General features: G+C 60.6%; 24 protein-coding genes. 3 read left to right on the top strand and 21 right to left on the bottom strand.

Translation table 11 applies throughout. The features are described 5' to 3' along the window. From xth to ACESMT_RS00180, 7 genes are all read right to left on the bottom strand, one after another. On the bottom strand, positions 1-664 hold a 664-nt coding region (gene xth / locus ACESMT_RS00210; protein ID WP_372824088.1), incomplete at its 3' end, for an exodeoxyribonuclease III. Between the two features lie 82 nt (positions 665-746). Next, entirely contained in the window at positions 747-1,295 is a 549-nt protein-coding gene (locus ACESMT_RS00205) for a dihydrofolate reductase (protein ID WP_372824086.1), read from the bottom strand. Positions 1,296-1,312: 17 nt separating this feature from the next. Continuing rightward, positions 1,313-2,143, bottom strand: coding sequence for a thymidylate synthase (locus ACESMT_RS00200; protein WP_372824084.1), 831 nt, complete (start codon positions 2,141-2,143; stop codon positions 1,313-1,315). A gap of 3 nt (positions 2,144-2,146) precedes the next feature. Continuing rightward, the gene (locus tag ACESMT_RS00195) at positions 2,147-2,461 is read right to left on the bottom strand and encodes a CcdB family protein (protein ID WP_372824082.1); all 315 of its coding nucleotides are present in this window, start codon (positions 2,459-2,461) and stop codon (positions 2,147-2,149) included. Positions 2,462-2,464: 3 nt separating this feature from the next. Then, on the bottom strand, positions 2,465-2,755 hold the full coding sequence (locus ACESMT_RS00190; RefSeq protein WP_372824081.1) for a type II toxin-antitoxin system CcdA family antitoxin: 291 nt from the start codon (positions 2,753-2,755) through the stop codon (positions 2,465-2,467). Between the two features lie 60 nt (positions 2,756-2,815). Next, positions 2,816-4,303, bottom strand: a complete 1,488-nt coding sequence (locus tag ACESMT_RS00185; protein ID WP_372824079.1) for an FAD-binding oxidoreductase — start codon at positions 4,301-4,303, stop codon at positions 2,816-2,818. A gap of 16 nt (positions 4,304-4,319) precedes the next feature. Beyond that, on the bottom strand, positions 4,320-4,697 hold the full coding sequence (locus ACESMT_RS00180; RefSeq protein WP_372824078.1) for a DUF2069 domain-containing protein: 378 nt from the start codon (positions 4,695-4,697) through the stop codon (positions 4,320-4,322). Between the two features lie 47 nt (positions 4,698-4,744). Between ACESMT_RS00180 and ACESMT_RS00175 the strand changes: the two genes are divergently transcribed. Continuing rightward, positions 4,745-5,971 (top strand): YihY family inner membrane protein, encoded by a 1,227-nt coding sequence (locus ACESMT_RS00175; RefSeq protein ID WP_372824077.1) that lies wholly within the window; start codon positions 4,745-4,747, stop codon positions 5,969-5,971. Positions 5,972-6,002: 31 nt separating this feature from the next. Here ACESMT_RS00175 and ACESMT_RS00170 read toward each other — a convergent pair whose 3' ends face one another. The 7 genes from ACESMT_RS00170 to ACESMT_RS00140 all read right to left on the bottom strand — a co-directional run bounded on the left by ACESMT_RS00170 (position 6,003) and on the right by ACESMT_RS00140 (position 11,324). Beyond that, on the bottom strand, positions 6,003-6,731 hold the full coding sequence (locus ACESMT_RS00170; protein ID WP_372824075.1) for a ribonuclease activity regulator RraA: 729 nt from the start codon (positions 6,729-6,731) through the stop codon (positions 6,003-6,005). Continuing rightward, complete coding sequence (locus ACESMT_RS00165) at positions 6,731-7,072, bottom strand: Mpo1-like protein (protein ID WP_372824073.1); 342 nt, start codon at positions 7,070-7,072, stop codon at positions 6,731-6,733. Before ACESMT_RS00165 ends, ACESMT_RS00170 begins: the two co-directional genes overlap by 1 nt. 39 nt (positions 7,073-7,111) lie before the next feature. Further along, positions 7,112-8,407 carry a cytochrome P450 gene (locus ACESMT_RS00160; protein WP_372824071.1) on the bottom strand — a complete coding sequence of 432 codons (1,296 nt, stop codon included), beginning with the start codon at positions 8,405-8,407 and terminating at the stop codon, positions 7,112-7,114. A gap of 42 nt (positions 8,408-8,449) precedes the next feature. Beyond that, positions 8,450-8,719 (bottom strand): TIGR03643 family protein, encoded by a 270-nt coding sequence (locus ACESMT_RS00155; RefSeq protein WP_372824069.1) that lies wholly within the window; start codon positions 8,717-8,719, stop codon positions 8,450-8,452. Then, positions 8,719-9,045 (bottom strand): high-potential iron-sulfur protein, encoded by a 327-nt coding sequence (locus ACESMT_RS00150; RefSeq protein WP_372824067.1) that lies wholly within the window; start codon positions 9,043-9,045, stop codon positions 8,719-8,721. The genes ACESMT_RS00155 and ACESMT_RS00150 overlap by 1 nt, the downstream gene beginning before the upstream one ends. A gap of 144 nt (positions 9,046-9,189) precedes the next feature. Then, on the bottom strand, positions 9,190-10,011 hold the full coding sequence (locus tag ACESMT_RS00145; protein WP_372824065.1) for an alpha/beta fold hydrolase: 822 nt from the start codon (positions 10,009-10,011) through the stop codon (positions 9,190-9,192). A 2-nt stretch (positions 10,012-10,013) separates the two neighbouring features. Then, positions 10,014-11,324 (bottom strand): O-acetylhomoserine aminocarboxypropyltransferase, encoded by a 1,311-nt coding sequence (locus ACESMT_RS00140; protein WP_372824063.1) that lies wholly within the window; start codon positions 11,322-11,324, stop codon positions 10,014-10,016. 167 nt (positions 11,325-11,491) lie between these two features. Between ACESMT_RS00140 and ACESMT_RS00135 the strand changes: the two genes are divergently transcribed. Further along, complete coding sequence (locus ACESMT_RS00135; RefSeq protein WP_372824061.1) at positions 11,492-11,956, top strand: CBS domain-containing protein; 465 nt, start codon at positions 11,492-11,494, stop codon at positions 11,954-11,956. A 222-nt stretch (positions 11,957-12,178) separates the two neighbouring features. Here ACESMT_RS00135 and ACESMT_RS00130 read toward each other — a convergent pair whose 3' ends face one another. The 7 genes from ACESMT_RS00130 to ACESMT_RS00100 form a co-directional block, all read right to left on the bottom strand. After that, positions 12,179-12,601 carry a cupin domain-containing protein gene (locus tag ACESMT_RS00130; protein WP_372824059.1) on the bottom strand — a complete coding sequence of 141 codons (423 nt, stop codon included), beginning with the start codon at positions 12,599-12,601 and terminating at the stop codon, positions 12,179-12,181. A gap of 223 nt (positions 12,602-12,824) precedes the next feature. Further along, a complete protein-coding gene (locus ACESMT_RS00125) occupies positions 12,825-13,745 on the bottom strand; it encodes a beta-carotene 15,15'-dioxygenase, Brp/Blh family (RefSeq protein WP_372824057.1) in 921 nt (306 codons plus the stop codon). A 59-nt stretch (positions 13,746-13,804) separates the two neighbouring features. Next, positions 13,805-15,010, bottom strand: coding sequence for a lycopene cyclase family protein (locus ACESMT_RS00120; protein ID WP_372824055.1), 1,206 nt, complete (start codon positions 15,008-15,010; stop codon positions 13,805-13,807). 10 nt (positions 15,011-15,020) lie between these two features. After that, positions 15,021-15,905 carry a phytoene/squalene synthase family protein gene (locus tag ACESMT_RS00115; protein WP_372824053.1) on the bottom strand — a complete coding sequence of 295 codons (885 nt, stop codon included), beginning with the start codon at positions 15,903-15,905 and terminating at the stop codon, positions 15,021-15,023. Positions 15,906-15,970: 65 nt separating this feature from the next. Continuing rightward, positions 15,971-17,515, bottom strand: coding sequence for a phytoene desaturase family protein (crtI, locus tag ACESMT_RS00110; protein WP_372824051.1), 1,545 nt, complete (start codon positions 17,513-17,515; stop codon positions 15,971-15,973). 9 nt (positions 17,516-17,524) lie between these two features. Continuing rightward, on the bottom strand, positions 17,525-18,460 hold the full coding sequence (locus ACESMT_RS00105; protein WP_372824049.1) for a polyprenyl synthetase family protein: 936 nt from the start codon (positions 18,458-18,460) through the stop codon (positions 17,525-17,527). 108 nt (positions 18,461-18,568) lie between these two features. After that, positions 18,569-19,369 carry a bacteriorhodopsin-like gene (locus ACESMT_RS00100; RefSeq protein WP_372824048.1) on the bottom strand — a complete coding sequence of 267 codons (801 nt, stop codon included), beginning with the start codon at positions 19,367-19,369 and terminating at the stop codon, positions 18,569-18,571. 391 nt (positions 19,370-19,760) lie between these two features. Here ACESMT_RS00100 and aroC point away from each other — a divergent pair, with 391 nt between their 5' ends. Continuing rightward, positions 19,761-20,855, top strand: coding sequence for a chorismate synthase (aroC, locus tag ACESMT_RS00095; protein ID WP_372824046.1), 1,095 nt, complete (start codon positions 19,761-19,763; stop codon positions 20,853-20,855). Positions 20,856-20,858 lie beyond the last annotated feature (3 nt).

Raw genomic sequence — 20,858 nt, 5'->3', positions numbered from 1 at the left:
TGTAGTCGATGCGCAGGCCGCGGTTGCGGCGAAAGGCCATCTCGCGGTAGTCCCACCAGGAGTAGCTTTTTTCCGGCTGCTCGAACAGCCGGAAGGCATCGTGCAGGCCCAGCCCCAGCAGCGCCTTCAGGTGCTCGCGCTCCTCGGTGGTGTGGTGGATGGTCTCGCGCAGGCCCTCGGCGTCGTAGGTGTCGCGGTCGTCGAAGGTGATGTTGAAGTCGCCGACCAGCACCAGCTTCGGCTGCGCCGCCAACTCGTCCCGCAGCCAGTTGCGCAGGCCGTCCAGCCACTTCATCTTGTAGGCAAACTTGTCGGTGCCGGGCGCCTGGCCGTTGACGAAGTAAGCGTTGACCAGGCGCAGCTCGCCCTGCGGTGTATCCAGCGTCACGGCGATCACGCGCGACTGCTCGTCGCTGAAGCCGACGATGTTTTTGACGATGTTGCGCGCCGGTGCGCGGCTCAGGATGGCCACGCCGTTGTAGGTCTTCTGCCCGAACACTGCGCTCTGGTAGCCGGCCGCAGCCAGCGCCTCCAGCGGAAACTTGTCGTCGCTGAGTTTGAGCTCCTGCAGGCACAGCGCATCGACCGGATTCGCGGCCAGCCAGTCCAGCACTTGCGGCAGGCGCACGGCCAGCGAGTTGACATTCCAGGTGGCGATTTTCATGATTTTCTCAGTTGATAGACATTGGACGGCCAGATAAGAAGATGGCGATGACGTCGCTGCAGCCACGATTCTTTCCGCAGACCTAACTTCCCCGCGAGTTCCGCAATCGTGAAATCCACTTCTTGACCTGAGGAGTGTCCATGTGCTGCCTGTTGTAAGTAACAAAACTAAAAGGCATACCGTTGGACGAGACGTGAGTTTTCCTCGAGACTTCTCGCAAAGCTGATCCAAGCATCGGCGCGAAGGCATCACCTTCGTAATCTTGCGCAATTTCGGTAACTTCAACGCGTTTAGCCAATGACTTTGCCTGCGCATAGATCTGGCCGCCACCTATTACCCAGATGTCGGGCGACGGCGCAGCCAGTTGCAATGCTTGCATCAAGCTATCGGCGCGTTGTGCACCGTCTGCCTGCCAGTCCTTCTGCCGCGTGATCACGATGTTGGCGCGTCCCGGCAGAGGGCGGAACTTCGGCGGCAGCGAGTCCCAGGTCTTGCGACCCATGATGACGGGATGGCCATGGGTCAGTTGCTTGAAATGCGCCAGGTCTTCCGGCAAATGCCAGGGCATGACGCCGTCACGGCCGATCACGCCGTTGCTGGCGCGGGCGTAGATGAGGTTGATGCGGGTCACGTCAGAGACTCAGGCAGTCAGACCGCGACCGGCGCTTTGATCCCCGCATGGTGCTGGTAATCCAGAAACTCGAAATCATCAAATTCGTAATCAAAAATCGAAGCCGGCTTACGCTTGATGTTCAGCGTCGGGTAGGGGAAGGGCGCACGGGCCAGTTGCAGGCCCACCTGCTCGGCATGGTTGCTGTAGATATGGCAGTCGCCGCCAGTCCAGATGAAGTCGCCGACGTCCAGGTCGCATTGCTGCGCCACCATGTGGGTCAGCAGGGCGTAGCTGGCGATGTTGAAAGGCACGCCCAGGAAAATATCGGCACTGCGCTGGTAGAGCTGGCAGCTGAGCTTGCCTTTGCCGCCGGGCTCGGTGGCAGGGGCCACATAAAACTGGAAAAACGCGTGGCAGGGCATCAGCGCCATCTTGGACAGGTCGGCGACGTTCCAGGCGCTGACGATGATGCGGCGTGAGTCCGGGTTGGTCTTGAGCGTCTTGATGACGTCGGAAATCTGGTCGATGTGACCGCCGTCTGGCGTGGGCCAGCTGCGCCATTGCACGCCGTAGACCGGGCCGAGGTCACCGTTCTCGCGCGCCCATTCGTCCCAGATGGTCACGCCGCGTTCTTTCAGCCAGTTGTTGTCGCTGGAGCCCTGCAGAAACCACAGCAGTTCGTGCACGATGGATTTGAGGTGGACTTTTTTGGTGGTCACCAGCGGAAAGCCCTCGCTGAGGTCGAAGCGCATCTGGTAGCCAAACACGCTTTTGGTGCCGGTGCCGGTGCGGTCGGCCTTGAACACGCCTTGGCTGTCCACATGGCGCATGAAGTCTTCGTACTGGGAGCGGATGGGACCAGGCATGAATCAGTAGCTTCCAAAAAGTGTGTCCAGCGCGTCCTGAACGGTGGCTCGCTGGGGGGCCAGACTGGCCACGGGTGTGTGCAGCCAGGCTCGTGGAAAGGTGGCCATGGTGGGGGTATCCAGCACGACATCACGGCCCTTGATCGAAAAAGCCGGGTGCACGCGCTCAAGCCGACTGCCATGCGCCTGCGCATCGCGCAACGGAATAACAATGCGTGTTTCAACGCCGCTCAAATGGTCGTTCTGCACGTCAAGCACAAACGGCGTGTGCTGGTGTTCGGATTTATCGGGGTTGGAATAAACGTCGAAGCGCGCCATGCTTTATGCAGCTTTCTTGACTTTGCCGCTAGCGCGGTCGTCTCCGAGGCTGCGGGCAAAGGTGCGGTATTTCGCGCCCCATATGCCATGCTCGCGGATACGCTCGTTGTATGCGTCAATCGCACCCTTATTTCGTTCGTTCCATTTTTCCCAATAGACCCGCTTGACCTCTTCGGCCAGCAGCGTGTCAACGGTCTGCGATACATTCATTCCGAGTGCGCGCGCCGCTTCCAGCACTTTGGCGTTCAAGGACAGGTTGGTTGCTTTTTTGGGAGCACCGCTAAAACCATGCATGGCTGACTCCAGGAGTTTGTGCTAATTGTATGCGCATCTTGTATGCGTATCAATGGTGCGTTATCGACGCAGCACCCGCCCCGGATTCATGCGGTTGTCCGGGTCCAGCGCCTGCTTGATGGCGCGCATCATGCCGAGTGCGACTGGTGATTTGTGCTTTTCGAGCTTGCCGACTTTGAGGCTGCCGACCCCGTGTTCGGCCGAGATCGAGCCGCCGAAAGCCTGCACCGAGTCATACACCAGCGTGTTGACGCGTTCTTCCTGCTCGCGCAGGAAGGCAGCGGGGTCGCCATCGGCGGGCGCCTGTACGTTGTAGTGCAGGTTGCCGTCGCCCAAGTGGCCGAAGTTGACGAGGCGCATGCCGGGAATAGCCTGGGCCAGCAACTCGTCGGTGACCCGCACAAACTCTGGAATGCGCGAGACCGCGACCGAGATGTCGTGCTTGATGTTCAGGCCTTCTTCGGCCTGCGCCAGCGGAATGCTCTCGCGGATATGCCAGAGCTGATGCGCCTGCTGCAGGTTTTCCGCCACCACCGCATCGGTCACGCAACCTTCTTCCATGGCGGTTTCCAGCAGGCGTTCAAATTGTTCCCGGGCGTGACTCTCTGACTCGTGGTCGGAGTTTTCAAGCAAAACAAAATAAGCCCCCACGCTCCCCACTTCGTGTGGTTCGCTGCCCCCCGAGGGGGCTGTATCCGGCTTGGGGCGGCCCTGCGCCGATACGTTATCGGTGAACGGTATGCGTTGCTGGGGAAAATGTTTGGCCACCAGGCTCAGCGCAAATTGACCCATCACTTCAAACCCGGTCAGGCCAGCACCCAGGTGCCGGTGTGCCAGCCCGAGCAGGGTGACGGCATCTTCCATCGACGGCACGGCCGCCCAGGCGGTCAGTTGCGCCGCCGGCATGGGGTAGAGCTTCATGGTGGCGGCGGTGATGATACCCAGCGTACCCTCACTGCCGATGAACAGGTCGCGCAGGTCGTAACCGGTATTGTCCTTGCGCAGGCCGGAGAGGCCTTCCCAGACCTCGCCCTGCGCGGTGACCACTTCCAGGCCCAGGCACAAATCGCGCGCATTGCCGTAACGCACCACCTGCGTTCCGCCGGCATTGCTGCCGAGGTTACCGCCCAGGGTGCAACTGCCTTCGGCGGCCAGGCTCAGGGGAAACAGGAAGCCGGCTTTTTCCGCAGCTTCCTGCAGGGTCTGCAAAATGCAGCCGGCCTCGACCGTCACGGTGAGGTTGGCTTTGTCTAACGCGCGCACTGCGTTCATGCGCTGCAGGCTCATGACCACCTGACGGCCCGTGTCGTCAGGGATGGAGCCGCCCACCAGGCCGGTGTTGCCACCTTGCGGCACCAGGCTGATGCCGGCGGCCGCGCAGGCCTTCACAGCGGCCGCGACCTCCGCTGTGTTGCCAGGCCGGACCACTGCCAGCGCCTTGCCGCGTGAGCGCTTGCGCCAGTCCAGCTCAAAGGCGCTCAGGTCGCCGTCGGCCAGGACATGCGGGGCGCCAACGATGGCGCGCAAGTCATTCAGAAGTTTTTCCATGGGTCCCGGTATTTTCTCAGGCGGCCGCCTGGGTTGCCTTGGCGTTTTTCAGGCGCACGCGCACATGCATCGCGCAGGCGGTAAACAGCAGCAGGCACAGTGCCACCTCGATCATCGCCAGGTAGTTGCCTGGGGGTTTGTCGCTCCAGGCGCGCACCGCGCCTTCGGTGAAATACAGCCACACCATCAGGCTGAGCCAGCGGTAGGTGTACATGCGGTTTTTCAGCAGGCCGGCCAACGGGAAACACAGCGGTAACACCTTCAGGGCCAGCAGCGAGCCGCCCGGTCGCAGCGGCGCCAGCCACATTTCCCAGGCCAGGCCCAGGACGATCAGGCCGCCCAGGCTGCCCAGGGCCAGCCAGCGGGTGGCGTCTATTTGTGTTGTTTTGTTCATGGAGGAGGGGGTCAGCAATTGCGCGGGTCGATGGCATGATACCGGGGATGAAATTCCCGCAGTCCCTGCAGCGGTCTTTCCAGGAGTTCTGGACCGACCTGTCGCGTTTTCCCTGGCGCGACACCGCCTTGACCTTGCGCCAGCGCTTTCGCGAAGACCACATGGGCCTGACGGCCAGCAGCCTGACCTTTACCACCACCATTGCGCTGGTGCCGTTTTTCACCGTGGCGCTGGCCATCTTCACGGCTTTTCCGATGTTCTCCAAGCTACAGGGCGCGCTGCAGGTCTGGCTGGTCAACAGCCTGATCCCCGACAACATCTCGCGCCAGGTGCTGGGCTACCTCACGCAGTTCGCGCGCCAGGCCAACAAGCTGGGGGTGGTCGGCCTGACGGTACTGCTGGGCACGGCCATTGCGCTGATCCTGACCATAGACCGCACGCTCAATGGCATCTGGCGCGTCAAAAAGCCGCGGCCGCTGGCCCAACGTGTGCTGATTTACTGGGCGGCCATCACGCTGGGCCCGCTGGTGCTGGGCGCCAGCCTGGCCGTCACCTCTTATGTGGTCTCGGGCTCGCGCGGGGCGGTCAGCGCCGTGCCGGGCGGGCTGCGCGTGTTTCTGGACATCCTGCAGTTTTTCCTGCTGGCTGGCGGTATAGCGGCGCTTTACCGTTACGTGCCCAACACCTTTGTGCGCTGGGCCCATGCCTGGGCGGGCGGCCTGTTTGTGGCGGCCGGCATCGAACTTGCAAAAAAAGCACTGACCTTGTACCTGAGCAGCGTGCCGACCTATTCGCTGGTCTACGGCGCTTTTGCGACCTTGCCGATCCTGCTGGTCTGGATTTATGTGGCCTGGGTGATTGTGTTGCTGGGTGCGGTGATTGCCGCCTACCTGCCCAGCCTTCTGGCGGGCGTGGCGCGTCGCGGCAACAGCCACGGCTGGCAGTTCCAGCTGGCGGTGGAGCTGCTACAGCAACTGCACCATGCGCGCAGCACCACGCGCATCGGGATGGAAGCCTCTGAACTCGCGAAAGCCCTGCAGGTGGATGTGCTTCAGCTCGAACCTGTGCTGGAAACGCTGATGTCGCTGGACTGGATTGGCCAGCTGACCGACCCGGACGACGAGAAGGAAGCGCGTTACCTGATGCTGGCCGATCCAGACGCTACCGCGCTGGAGCCACTGATGGCGCAACTGCTGCTGAGCCGCGATCCGTCGATGGAAAACTTATGGGAAAACGGCCGTTTCCCCATGCTGCAGCTGCGCGACCTGTTATGAAAATGACAATAATCGTGAAGCAGGCGCAGCCTTACTCGCGGGCTTTTTTAGACGCTTCATAACGCGCCTTGTTCTCGGCATTCGGCGGGTACAGGCCCGGCAGGGCGGCACCCTTGTCCACCTCGGCCATGATCCAGGTCTCCAGCCGTTCCTGCTCGGGTGCCAGTATCAGCATCTCTTCCAGCAGCGCAGCCGGGATCAGCACCGCGCCGTCGTCATCGACCACCACCACATCGCCAGGAAACACCGCCACGCCGCCGCAGGCAATCGGCTGCTGCCAGGCGACAAAGGTCAGACCGGCCACCGAGGGCGGCGCGGCGGTGCCATTGCACCAGACCGGCAGGCCGGTGGCCAGCACGCCGGCCTGGTCCCGCACCACGCCGTCGGTGACCAATGCGGCGACGCCGCGCTTTTGCATGCGTGCGCAGAGGATGTCGCCGAAGATGCCGGCGTCCGCCACACCCATGGCGTCCACCACGGCGATGCAGCCTGCCGGCATGTCTTCAATCGCGGCGCGGGTCGAGATCGGCGAGGCCCAGGACGCCGGCGTGGCGAGGTCTTCGCGCGCGGGTACAAACCGCAGGGTGAAAGCACGTCCCACCAGCCGCGGCTGTCCGGCGCGCAACGGCCGAGCGCCGCGCAGCCAGACGTTGCGCAGGCCCTTTTTCAGCAGCAGCGTGGTCAGCGTGGCGGTGGTGATGCCCGACAGGATGTCGATAGCCCGGGCGTCGAGCTGCATGGGGATGGTGTCGTTCGCCATCAGATCTTGACCTTGCCGGTCCAGATGTCCTTGTACATGACCCAGTCGCCCATGAAGCTGTAGAGCGGGCGCTTGAAAGAAGCAGGTTTGTTCTTCTCGAAGCCGAAATGCCCGACCCAGGCAAAACCGTAGCCGCACAGCAGCCCGGCCAGCAACCACCAGGGGTTGCCCGTGGCGATCAGCGCCGCCAGACAAAGCAGCACCAGCGTGGTACCGACAAAGTGCAAACGGCGGCAGCTGCGGTTGCTGTGTTCGCTCAGGTAGAAGGGGTAAAACTCGGCGAAGCTTCTGAAGGCTTTGGCGTCCCTGGGTGCGGGGCCGCTGGAGGTGTTTGTAGTCATCGGGTGTCTCCGGTGGGTTGTTTTGCCATGATAGCCAGATCACGCTGTGGAAAACGGGGCTTTCAAGAAACCGCGAAAGCGCGCCCGACCGCCGCGCAGCGGAGCCCCGGTCAGCCGGTAGCCGGGAAAGCGCTGCAAAAAACGCCCAACCGCGATGCGGCCTTCCAGCCGCGCCAGGCTCAGCCCGGCGCACTGGTGAATGCCGAAGCCAAACGCCAGGTGGCGGTTGACCTCGCGCTGCAAATCGAGCTGCTCGGGGTGATCAAACTGCGCCGGGTCGCGATTCGCCGCGCCTACACACAAGGTCAGCAGCGCACCTTCTGGCAAGTCCACGCCGCCGACGCTGCAGGCCTTGAGCGCGCGGCGGTTGCCGAGCTGGTTGGACGACTCAAAACGCAGAAACTCATCAATTTCAAGAGTCAAATCGGCCTCCGGCCCTTTCTGGTCATGCGTAAGGCGCTTCACTTTTAATAGCAATTCAGCCTTCGCTGCTGGCCACTCATGCAGCGTTACCAGCGCATTGCCGATCAGGTTGGTGGTGGTCTCATGCCCGGCGTTGAGGATGAACACACAGTTTTGCAGCAGTTCCGCTTCGCTGAGTCTCTCGCCAGCATCCTCACCCTGGATCAGCCTTGTCAGCACGTCATGCTCCGGATCGCCCGGATGTTGCCGGCGTTCCGCCACCAGGGTCTTGAGGTAGGCCGTGAACTCGCTGGCGCTGCGGTTGCCCACTGCCTCCTGCTCGGGCGTGAGTTTGGGCTCCAGTGCGCCCAGGATGGCCAGCGACCAGTCGCGCAGCGGCGCGCGGTCGGCGTGCGGCACGCCCAGCAGGTTGCCGATGATCTCCACCGGGATCGCCGAGGCAAAGTCTTCGATCAAATCGCCGCCACCTTGGGCTTCGATGGCATCGAGCAGGCCATCGACCAGGGCGATCAGCCCGGGCTCCATGTCGGCAATTGCACGCCGGGTCAGCGCGCCCATGATGAGCTTGCGCACGCGGGTGTGCAGCGGCGGGTCGTTGAAGACCAGGCTGGTGGTGTGGTGCGCCAGCAGTGGGGCGCCCGCGCCGTACTTCGGCGTGAACTCCACCTTCTTGTCGGAGCTGAAGGTCTGCGCATCCCGGTACACGGCCACGATGTCGGCGTAACGCGTCAGAAAGTAGGAGCCGTCGGGCATGCGCTTGACCGGCTCGGTTTCGCGCAGCAAGGCATAGACGGGGTAGGGGTTGGCGTAGAAGTCGGGCGGCAGGGCGCGCAGGTCAAAGTTGGTGGCGATTTGCGCCGCACGTTCGGGCGTAACGGGTGGAGTGATCGCAAAAGCGTAGGCATCAAGCATGCAGTGATTTTGGCATGCAGAGCAGCCGCAGTGCGGCAGCCTTCAGGCCTGGCGTGTGTGGCTGGCCCTGTGCCGGGTAGTGGCCGGGCTCAGTGCCGCGTGTTTGGTGGCCCGTGCCCTGACCCGGATACGCCACATCCGGAAAGAGCTGCGTTGCAACTCGCGGCGCATCAAGGCGATGACCGCAGACTCGCTGAGTCCGAACTGCAGTTCTATCGCCTCGAAGGGGGTGCGGTCCTCCCAGGCCATCTCAATGACTCGCGATACGTTGGCCAAGCCGAGGGGCTGGTCCGACCGTTCGCGAACAGGCATCAAGCGGCTTTTTTCGCCCAGGCGCTGCACCAGGCTTTGGCTGCCACCTGTTTGCCGGCAAACAGCGGGCAGGCAGCGGCTGCGTCGGTGGCTTTGCCCTGGTAGAGCGCGCAGTTGGCGCAGTTCTGGCTTGCGGCGTACTTGGGGTATTTTTTGGAGTCGGTCTTGCTGCCGTCTGTCTTGTAACCCAGCGCAACAGCGTTGGCGTCGGTGTCTTTGACCATGGGCGGTGCGGCGGTCGTCTGGGCCAGCGCGAGGCCCGTGACAGCCAGCGCGCCAGTGGCGCTGACAGCTTGAATGACAAAGGTGCGGCGTGAATGTGTCATGGAATTAGTTTGTGAAGTCGTGGATGAAGACAGGAGATTACCATTCAGTCTAAATTTAAACGAAATGGTTTGAAATAGATGAGTGCCGCGCCGGGTCAAGGCCGGGTTCGGTTTGTTCGGCTGTCGCCTCGGTCTTTACCCAGATCAGCGAGTTTTGAGGAAATCCCGCATCGCAACCAGCGTCTCTTCAGGCGCCTCGGTCATCTGGTGATGGCCGACGGGCACCTTGACCAGCAGCACGGTTTTGCCGCTGGCTTTTGCCTTGTCGATCAGCGGCTGTGCCGCCCTGGCTTGCGTCATCTGGTCTTGCGTACCGAGCACAAACAGCACCGGCGCAGTGATCTGCGCAATGGCCGCTTCACCGTTGGCATAGCTGTCACAAGCCATGAAGCCGCGGTGAAAGACGTTGACCCTGGTATTGCTGGCCAGCACACGGCGTCCCAGCGCCATGCTGGCGCCGTACACCCAGGTGCCGGGGCCCAGTACCGAGGGTGGCGGGGCGAGGGTGCTGCGCGAAAACACGTTGATCATCTTCAAGGCCTTCATCGGCTCGTTCAGCGACGCGTCCAGCAGCGCCTGCGAGACCTTCATCGGGTAGGCGGTACCGACCAGCACCAGGTGGCTGATGCGGTCTTTCAGCTGGGCGGCAGTTTCCAGTGCGATCAGCGCGCCCCAGCTGTGGCCGATCAGCGCGGCCCGCTTCAGGCCTGCCGCATCGAGCAAGCCCGCCACAAAGCCAGCCGCCTCCTCGACGCTGGATGGCGCCTCGCCGGCGCTGCGGCAGTGGCCCGGCAGGTCCACCGCCAGCACGTTCCAGCCGTGGTGGGCGAGGTAGCGGCTTTGCAGAATCCACACGCTGTGGTCGTTGAGCACGCCGTGGATAAACACCACCGAAGGTTTGGCGGCGTCGAAAGGCTTGCCACCGGTGTAGCAATAGGTGTTGTGGCCATTGACGGTGAGGTACATGCTCAGGCCCCGGCTTTCTCGGCGGCCTTCAACGCCCGCTTCAGATCGTCGATCAAATCGTCGGGGTCTTCCAGTCCGATGCTCAGGCGGATGGTCCCCTGGGTGATACCACCGGCCGCCAGCGCCTCGTCGCTCATGCGGAAGTGCGTGGTGCTGGCTGGGTGAATCACCAGGCTGCGGCAATCACCGACGTTGGCCAGGTGGCTGAACACCTTGAGCGTTTCGATGAAGGCCTTGCCTTGTTCGCGATTACCCTTGATGTCGAAACTGAACACCGAACCGGCGCCGCGCGGCAGCAGTTTTTTCGCGAGTTCATGGCTCGGGTGCGATTCGAGCATGGGGTGACCAACGCGCGAGACCAGCGGGTGGCTGGCAAGAAAAGCCACCACTTTTTCGGTATTGGACATGTGGCGCGCCATGCGCAGTGGCAGGGTCTCGATGCCCTGCAGGATCAGCCAGGCGGTATGCGGGCTCATGCAGGCGCCGAAGTCGCGCAGGCCTTCGCGGCGGGCACGCAGCAAAAACGCGCCCACCGTGCTTTCTTCGGTAAACACCATGTTGTGGAAACCGTCGTAGGCCTCGGTCAGTTCGGTAAATTTTCCGGCTGACTTGGGGCCTTCCCAGTCGAAGCTGCCGCCATCGACCACGATGCCGCCGATGACCGTGCCGTGGCCGCTCAAAAACTTGGTGGCCGAGTGGTAGACCAGGTCGGCACCGTGCTCGAAAGGCTTGATCAGCCAGGGCGAGGTCAGGGTCGAGTCCACCAGCAGCGGCACGCCGGCCTCGTGCGCGATGCTTGACACGGTGGGCATGTCCAGCACGTCCAGGCCGGGGTTGCCGACGGTTTCGCCGAAAAACAGTTTGGTGTTGGGCCGCACGGCGGCGCGCCAGCCGTCGATGTCGCCGGGTTTGATAAACGTCGTTTCAATGCCGAAGCGCCGCATGGTGTAGTGGAGCAGGTTCTGGCTGCCGCCATACAACGCGGTGGACGCCACAATATGCGAGCCTGCACCCATCAGCGTGGCAATGCTCAGGTGCAGCGCTGCCTGGCCGCTGGCGGTGGTGATCGCGCCTATGCCGCCTTCAAGCGCCGAGACCCGCTGCTCCAGCACCGCATTGGTCGGGTTGCTGATGCGTGAATAGACGTGACCGGCACGCTCGAGGTTGAACAAAGAGGCGGCGTGGTCGCTGGACTCGAAGACAAACGAGGTGGTCAGGTGGATGGGCACGGCGCGTGCACCGGTGCTTGGGTCAGGCGCTGCGCCGGCATGCAGGGCCAGCGTGTCGAAGCCCGGGTCAGAGTAGCCAGACATGAAGTCTCCAGTGAGGACAAAAAAGGGCGGCGGAAAGTGCAAGCACCCTGAAACAAATCGCGATGGCTTGATGGGGCATTGTGGGCTATATTTGGACTGAATGTCCCGCCGGGCGGCACCCGGGGAAAACCTTCAGACTGCCGAGAAAAATTCCAGAGGAGCGCCCCATGAAAGTCCTAGATATCCTGCGCGTCAAAGGCAACACCCTGTACACCGTCCAGCCTGACGAGCCGCTGGCCAAAGCGACCCAGATCATGGCGGAAAAAGACATCGGCTCGCTCGTCGTCATGGAGCATGGCGACCTGGTCGGCATGCTGACTTTCCGCGAGGTCATCCTGTGTATCGTCAAAAATGGCGGCGAGATCGGCGGCACGCAGGTGCGCACCGCCATGGACGACGCGCCGCTGACCTGCACCCCCGACACCGAGATCGACGAGGTCCGCCGCATGATGCTGGGGCGCCATGCGCGCTACATGCCGGTGCTCAATAAAAAGGTGCTCGAAGGCGTGATTTCGTTCTACGACGTGGCCAAGGCGGTGGTTGACGGACAGAACTTCGAGAACAAGATGCTCAAGGCCTATATTCGCGACTGGCCTTCTGAAGAAGACGAGACGCCAGAGACCAAGCTTTGACCTTGGCGAGGTCAGCCTCCACTGGCTGGTTCGTCCCCAAAACCCAGACTTCTCTGCCTGTCATCCCGGACCGATCCGGGTCCGTGTTTGATGACTTGTGCTTTGGTTGCTTGCCAACAAGCCGGGCTACCCCCGGCTTGCTAGCCAGCCAATACGCTGTGAACGAAGCTGGCAGCCAACAAACATGGATGCCGGATCAGGTCCGGCATGACAACTCTTCAGCTATTTCCAGGGCGTTGGGGCTGGAATCTCGCAGACCGGCTCCACGTCAATTGACGTGAAATCCGCCGGCGAGACAATCTCCAGGTACTCCATGTCTGGCGAGTAGTCGAACAGAAAGTGCTTGATGCCCGGACGCTGGTGCACCACGTCGCCGGCCTCGACCAGGGTTTCCTGGTCTTCGTACATGAAGCGCGCCCAGCCTTTGAGCATGTACACAATCTGGAAATCCGCCGCATGACGGTGCCACCCTGTGCCCGTTTCCGGTGCCATGTTGGCCTTGACCAGGTGCGCGATCACTTTTCCGTGCGTTGCCTCGGCGATGCCCAGGTCACGGTAAAGAAAGAAGTCACGCAAGCCGCCCGACACAAAGGGCGTGTCGCCGGGTTTGACGTGCGAGAAGGTGGTCGTGGTGCGGTCCAGCATGGGGTGCTCCTTCTTTCAGTGTGTCTGCGCATCAAGAGGATGGTGCAGTGCAGCAAGCAGGAAGTGTTCCAAGTTTTGGCGGGATGGCGCTGGCAGCTGCGCAATTTTTTGCATCAAGCGCCCGGATAGGACGGCCCGAAGCGACATATCCCCCGCATGTCAGATGCCTCCGGGGCACGTTGCAACCCCGATTCGCGGGAGACGACACCCAGGGCGCACAGGACTAGAGCGGGTTCGCAGACGATTGGGCCGTCAGCCAATGCGCGTTGCGGCTGACCAGCACCAGATGGGGCAGGGTGACAGCTGTCAGAGCCACAAGCAGCCACGTGAGCAGGCGGTGGTCTTCACTGGCAGCGACAGGCGCAAGCGGCAAGTACCAGGCCAACACAAGCATCAGCACCAAAGTAGCCAGGCTGGTGACAACGATGGCTACACCGCTTCGCTGATTGAGCGTGCGATAGCGGACATTTGCCTGCCCGATGGCCGCGCCGTGACGGTGCCTGGTGGCAATCCTGAAAATGTGCGCAGCTGAATGAAGCACGCCAAAGTAAATTGAGAAAGCCATGAGCGGCGACAGAGCCAGATTGAGTACAAAAACGACGGCGACTTCTGCCCAAAGTGGTTTGCTGAACAGCCGTTGACGCAACACGGCCAGTCCCACTCCGCACAGGCCTACCCAGAGCCACGCCAACGTTTGCCAGATCGTCCACGCCCATGCCGCGTCCGGGCCAACAGCGATCGGCAGAACAGCTTGCAGCGCTTGAGCTGAGATCAGTGCGGGCAGCATCACGGGCGCGCCACCCGCAATGACGCGATGCACCCATGCGCCCTGTGCCCAGGCACTTCTCGCCCAACGCCCATACGGCTCGCCGAAATGCCAAACCGACATGAGCAGCAGTATCAGCACCATCAGCCAGCCGCTTTGCAAACACAGCATCGCCAGCAGCACAGCCGCTGCGATATACAAAATGGCAGCGCCTGCCAGGCGGCGTGCGCCGGCAAACTGGCGCTGCAGCAGTACGATATCGAGAGCGCCATGGAAGAAGCCGGTCGTTAAAGTCAGGCCTGCAAAAAGCCATAGCCCAGCTTGCGCAAAGCTTTGGTCGAGGTAACGTAGCGTGGCTAAAGCCAGTACGGAAAGCATGGCTAGCGTTGCCAGCGTGACCCAAGTAAATGGCTGCCTGAAAAATAGTCGCCCCGGCATCAGCGACGCGCTCCCAGGACTACTGGCGCGCGGTCAATCCATGCGGACAGCGCCTGCGCCGCAAAAGGCAAGGTTGGCAGAGCGCCAGCTACCAACAGCCGTTGCCGCCAATTGGCTTTACCGCTTAAAAATGCGACCATGGTGTCTGGATCAAGCCGCTCAAACAATTGCATAAAGTACCACGGACTTTTGCGCCAGTCGCGTTCCAGCACTTTCAAAAATACCTCGTCCATCCACGCATCCAGGGCCCGGCGCTTGAATGCCGTGGGTACCCACGTTTTTAGTTCGTCCCTGCTGGCGTGGCTTTCAAGGGACATGGCTATTTTCTCGACGTGCTCCAGCGTCTCTAAAAAAGCGTACCCGGTTGACGCGCGCAAGGTTCCGGCCCCGCGCCCCAAAGGCGCTACATGCAATGCATTGTCCGGCGCAGTGTGGTTCAGGCTCAGGTTGAGCGAGCCTTTTTCCTGGTAGACCACCTCATAGGCCGCCGAACCAACGGCGCTTGTTATAAATTGCTGCAACTCGGCGGCAAAGTCTGGCTGATGGGATGCGGGAGAAATCCAGGTGGTCTCAACCAGGGCGTTGCGCGGGCTGTAAGGCAATACATAAAAAAAGTGCAGGCCTGCGGCGCTGGGATGGAAATGCATCAACTCAACCGCTGCGGGGTCGAATACATCACGGTCCGTTTTTATCTCGTAACCCACAAATTGCTGCACCAAGCGGCTTGTGTTGTTGTGCCTTGGCGGGCGTGCGTCAAATACCCACCCGGCGCGTATCACCTCGCCGTCGCTGGTTTCTACGCTTGGCGTGTCTCCACCTGCTATTTGTCGTACCGATGTGCCCAGGCGCAATTGAACATGACCGCTTTGCGAGATGGCATGCAGTGCACTTGAATAGAAAACGTCGCTATCGAGTGTGCAATAACAAGCTGCTTTACCAGCATTGTTGGCCTTGGGAGACCCCTGCTGCTGAAGGCGCTCACCTTGCCGCACGCGCCATTGCGTCCATTGCTGGCGCTCCAGGTGGCTATAGCGGTGTGCTGGGCTTCGTGGCGTTTTCCAATAACTCCACGTACGGTCGCGCACGTAGCTTTGACGTTGCTCCAGCACCAACACCCGCAGCTTTGAAAACTCAGCTTGCGCCAGTTCGGCCGCCAGCGCTAAACCGCTCAGGCCTCCACCGACAATGACGATGTCAAATGACATGAGTAGCGCATCAAACGCTGGCCGGGAACCCCGGAATCAGCGCCAGGTGTTTCAAGTCATTGCCCACCACATCCCTTACCGCTGTGCTGGGAAATTTGTTTGCACCTGTGTAGCAGGCAACGATTAATTTTATTTTTTCAAATCGCCCAAGCGATGTTCTGCCGCGCCAATAGTGGGCAGCACCCAAGCCCAGAATTTTTTGCCCGATGCCCCGGTACAAGGCTGCTGCAATGCGGATGGCCCGGCGGTTGCCAGCAGGTATGTGATCAAAGCCTTGTTGCGAGTAGGCATAAAAGTCGTCTGCCAGATTCAGCAGCTTCTGGATGGCCGTAAAGCTTTGCGCTGCTTGTGCTGGGCTGTGTGGTGCGTGTAAAGCCTCGGCGCTAACACCCCATTGTGCCGGGATGTAGCAACGGCCCCGCGCTGCGTCTTCCACCACGTCGCGCGCAATATTGGTGAGCTGCATCCCCACACCCAACGCCGTCGCGTAGGGTTGTGCTTTGCTGGCAGCGCCCAAAATGGGGCACATCATTTGCCCGACAGTACCCGCAGCGCCGTAGGCAAACTGCAAAAGTTCTTCTGTCGTCTGGATGCGGCGTGGGTTGGCGTCCTGACTCAAACAGTCCATGAAATTACGAATCACCGCCGCGCTGACACCTTTTGAAAGCAGCATCTTGCCAACTTGATGCCCCAGCTCGATGCCCGTATCAGGGTTGAGCGCACTGCTTTCCAATGCCTGCAATTGCGCCATGCGATCGGCCCATTCACCCAGTGCCTCTTCGTCGGCCAAATCATCGGCCAATCGGGCAAACGCGTAGAGTTGCGCTGCGTCCCGCCTGGCCTCAGGCAATAAAAATCGCGCCGCCCATGAAAAGGACCGGGCGTGTGCGTCCATCACAGCCTGCGCATTCACCACTTGCTGCGCTGTGATGGCGCGCTGCGGGCTTGTCAGGTGAAGACTCATGCCACGGCTCCAAACATCAAACGCTCGACCACTTTGGCAGAAGTCACCACGCCTGGCACGCCCGCACCCGGGTGCGTGCCTGCACCGCAGAAGTACAAATTGGCAATATCTGGCGAGCGATTGGGAAAGCGAAAACCCGCCGACTGCATGAGTGTGGGCGTGATGGAAAACCCAGAGCCCCAAGGCGACATGAGCTCTTGCGAAAAGTATTGCGGCGTCACGTGCGATTCATCCACAATGTGTTGGCTTAGCCCTGGCAGGATACGCTCCTGCAAGTCGGCTTGCAAACTGGCCTTGAAAGGTTCTGCAACACTGGACCAGTCAATATCTGCAGACAAGTTGGGTACGGGTACCAGTGCATAAAAGCTGTCGTGGCCAGCGGGGGCGCATGCGGGGTCGGTAGCGCCAGGGCGGTGCAGGTAAATGCTCAGATCGTCAGGTAGCTGGCGGGTGTCAAATATTTTATGCAACACCTCGCGGTAAGTTTTGCCAAACAGGATGGTGTGGTGGGGTACGTCCGGGTATTGTTTGTTGGTGCTGAAATACCAGACAAACAAGCCCATGGAATACTGTTTGCGTTTGGTAATGTCTGGCTTGCGGTACGGTGGCGGCAACAGGTGACCCAGCACATAGCCGGGGTCTGCATTGCACACCACCGTGTTCGCTTGTAACTTGGTGCCGTCCTGCAAAGTCAGGCCGCTGGCCTGACCATTTTTTACGTCAATAGTCGCTACATCAGCATTCCAGATAAATTGCACGCCATGGCGTGTACCCAAAGCCACCAGCGCATCGACCATACGCGCCATCCCGCCGCGCACAAACCACACCCCCCATTTGCGCTCAAGGTAGTGAATCAGGCTGTAAATACTGGTGGTGTCAAACGGATTGCCGCCCACCAGCAAGGGCTGAATGCTGAAGGCGCGGCGAATGCGGTCGTCTTTAAAAAACCTGGCAGTAACGTCATAGACCGACCGATCAGCCCGCAAGCGCATCATGGCGGGCAAGGCTTTCAGCATGGAACCCCAGCCCAAAAATGCCTGGGTGCCCAGCTCTTCATAGCCTTTTTCGAACAGCTTTTCTGAATGTGCCAGGTAAGCCGGGTAAGCCTCTGCATCCCGATGAGAAAACCGCCCTATCTCGGCCTGAATTTGTTCGGTCGTGCCGCCGTAGTTAAATTGTGTGCCATCGGAAAAACGCATCTGATACCACGGAGTCACAGGCAGCAAGTCCACATGGTCGGCCAGCCGTTCACCAAACAAGGCAAACAGCTCTTCAAACAAAATGGGCGCGGTCAGCACTGTGGGGCCAGCGTCATATCGGAATTGATGACCTGTGTGGTTGTGAACAAACTCCACAGCCCGACCGCCGGGGCCGGCCAAGCGGTCTACGACCGTGGTTTGCACACCGCGTGCAGCCAGACGCAGTGCTGTTGCAAGTCCACCAAACCCGGCGCCCACAACAATGGCTGTATGACTTGCCTGGGTAACGCTCCCATGACGACCAGAGTCGGGAAAGGCATCAGTATTCAATCGGTTAATCATCGCCGACCCCTACCTCTCATGTTGCTCGACCAGGAGCTGGCGAAGACGGCAGGCGTAGTCGATCAAACACGCGCCGGCCTCACAGGGCAGGCGTGCCGCAGATTCGATGGCCGCGTCAAGGCGCTCCTGCCCTATTTTCTTTGCGGCTGCTATGGATTCATCTGTAGAGCCTGAGGCCTGGTAAATGGAGACGATGTTGAACGCACTGGAGGCAGAATCAGCCCCCGTGTCACTTTGCAGGTCATTCAAATCGTCAACGATCTGATAGCCGATGGAGAAGGCCTCAACCGCATGCCTGGCGTCAGTCAAATAGCGGGCCTGGCCACTGGCCAGAAGAGCCAACTCGATAGGCAGGCACAGCAAAGCACCAGACTTTGCAATAGCAATCTGTTGGTAACGCCTGGTGGCCGAGGCAATGTCGCCCTCGATCTCTGCGCTCGCCATCAGGTCAGCGCACTGGCCGTCGATCGCCGTGGCTGTCCGCTCGTGAACGAGTAAAACCATCGCAGGCAGTGCGCGCGAATCTTCCAGCTTGCAAAGCGCGGCGTAGGCTGCCGACAACAGCAAATCCCCCGTGCAAATCGCAGTGTTCACCCCGTATTGAACCCACACTGCCTGGTGGCCACGCCGCAGGTGGTCATGGTCCTGAATATCATCATGCACCAATGACGCGTTGTGCAGCAGCTCTACCGCTGCTGCAATGGTGACTGCGTCAGCGCGACTGATGCCAAGCGCCAGGCCTGCATGGAGCGCTAACCTGGCGCGCACCCTTTGGCCGCCTACACGCAGGTGGTAACTCGCCGCGTCCCGGGCAGAGGCCGAATTCAGGGAAACGTTTGCGGTGTTGGCACCTACAGCCGCGATCATCCTGGTCTCAACCATGTCCAACAAGTATTTGATCGCGTCGTGCTCTGGCGCTTGTTGGGTTGCGGTCTGCAATTGCATATAAAAGCAATCTTGATTAGAGGGCAAAGTGGATTGCCCGCCAAATGAATAAGCGCCTTCACAGGCCCGGCGTTTTCGCCAGACCCGTGAAGGACGTTGGCACGCCAGTTATTTCTTGGCGCTTTCAGTTTCCGAGACAGCGACTTGCCAAATAATCAGGCCGAAGGCGATCTTGTTCAACACATCGGCCAGGTTGTAGATGATGTTCAACATATTGGCGCTCTTGGCCGGATCAGAACCCATCAAATAACCAGCGAAGTAACCAATCGGGTAAATGGCCCAGCCGATTGTGACAATCCAACGCATGAGGTTGAATGCAGATTGAACCGACGCAGGAGCCTGCTGTGCGTTGATTTTGCTGGCCTCGCCCGCAAAAATCTCATACAGAATGTATGCCCAGCCAGCCATACCGATACCGAAGCCAAGCCAGACGTTGAGATAACCTGCCTCACCCAGGTAGCCGCCCACCAGCATGACCAGTGTGCCCACCATCAAGCGCCAAAAAACGCCTGCGGGCACCTTGGCAATCGCTGAAAGTATCAGGTAGAACTCGATCATCAACAGCGGAACCGTGATCAGCCAGTCAATGTAGCGAAACACAGTGGGCGATGCGCCCGTTGTGACCCAAACTTCTCGCATGTAAAAGTAGTGCACAGCTGCGACCAACGTGACCAGGCCAGAAACCGTGAGTGATGTCTTCCATTTGGCCGACACCCTGTCGCGCTCCAAAAAGAAGAACACTGTGGACGCGATGAGCGCCATGGAGATAAGCCAGAAACTGATGCCGACAAAATCATCTGGTTTTAAAACAGCTGATCCAGCAGCGAAGGCTTGGTTTGTTGTGAAGGCTAACGAAGCGCCAACCGCCGAGATGACGGCAAACCTCGATTTAATTGAACGAAATATCATGCGTGTCTCCTGAAAATGCATGACCGGTTAATACAAAGAGTCTTGCGGCTCTTCCCCAATCATGACTTCAGTGATCACGTTTTGAACGCGTCCAGACTAATCATGAATGGGTAGTGTAACAAATTACCACTCAGTTCATATTCGGGAAAATACCAGTCTAAAGTGGCGGGGGATTGTCTTGAAGGGAGTGGGGCGTTGGCCGTAACTGAAAGCACCGGACGTGCAGGCGTCTCTGTCCGCTGATTTTCTGGATACCTGGGCGACCTGGCGCCGCTGAGCGGCGCTTGGTGGCTTGATGGGTCCAACACGGACGCCAAGCATCGCCTGAGCTGCAGTTGGCTTTCTGCGCGCCGCATGGTTGCGGCCCGAACCCATCAGGGATAATCCCCCCATGAGCGGCAACACCTTCGGCACCCTTTTCGCAGTCACCAACTTTGGTGAATCCCACGGCCCGGCCATTGGCTGTGTGATTGACGGCTGCCCGCCCGGCATGGCGCTTTGCGAGGCGGACATCCAGGGCGACCTGGACCGGCGCCGCCCTGGCACCAGCCGCCATGTGACGCAGCGCAACGAGCTGGACGCGGTCGAGATCCTGTCCGGCGTGTACGAAGGCAAAACCACAGGCACGCCGATCTGCCTGCTGATCAAAAACACCGACCAGCGCAGCAAGGACTACGGCGACATCCTCAACACCTTCCGGCCCGGCCATGCGGACTACAGCTATTTGCAGAAGTACGGCATCCGCGACCCGCGCGGCGGCGGCAGGGCGTCGGCGCGGCTGACGGCGCCCATGGTGGCGGCGGGGGCGGTGGCCAAGAAGTGGCTGCTCGAGAAATACGGCACTACATTCCGCGGCTGCATGACGCAGATCGGCGACATGGCGATGGCCTTCGAGTCCTGGGACCATGTGCCGAACAACCCGTTTTTCGCACCCGTGGCCGATGTGTCCGCGCTGGAAACTTATATGGACGGGCTGCGCAAGGCAGGGGACTCCTGCGGCGCACGAATCCGTATCACCGCCACCGGCATGCCGGTGGGCCTGGGTGAGCCGCTGTTTGACAAGCTCGATGCCGACATTGCCTTTGCCATGATGGGCATCAACGCCGTCAAGGGTGTCGAAATCGGCGCCGGTTTTGCCAGCGTCACCCAGCGCGGCACCACGCACGGCGACTCGCTCTCGCCCGAAGGCTTCAAGTCGAACAACGCCGGCGGTGTGCTGGGCGGCATCAGCACCGGGCAGTACCTGGAGGTGTCGATTGCGATCAAGCCGACCAGCTCCATCATCACGCCGCGCGAGTCGGTCAACATGGCGGGCGAGACGACCTCGGTCGTCACCAAGGGCCGGCACGACCCCTGCGTGGGCATACGCGCCACGCCGATTGCGGAAGCCATGCTGGCGCTGGTCGTCATGGAACATGCGCTGCGCCAGCGCGCGCAGTGCGGCGACGTGGTGTCGCCGATGCAGGCCATCAAGGGTTCGGCTTGACCC

The organism is Polaromonas sp., assembly GCF_041689105.1.
GTDB lineage: Bacteria > Pseudomonadota > Gammaproteobacteria > Burkholderiales > Burkholderiaceae_C > Polaromonas.
Note: the sequence above shows the minus strand (reverse complement) of the source record. Positions and strands in the feature narration are given on the sequence as shown.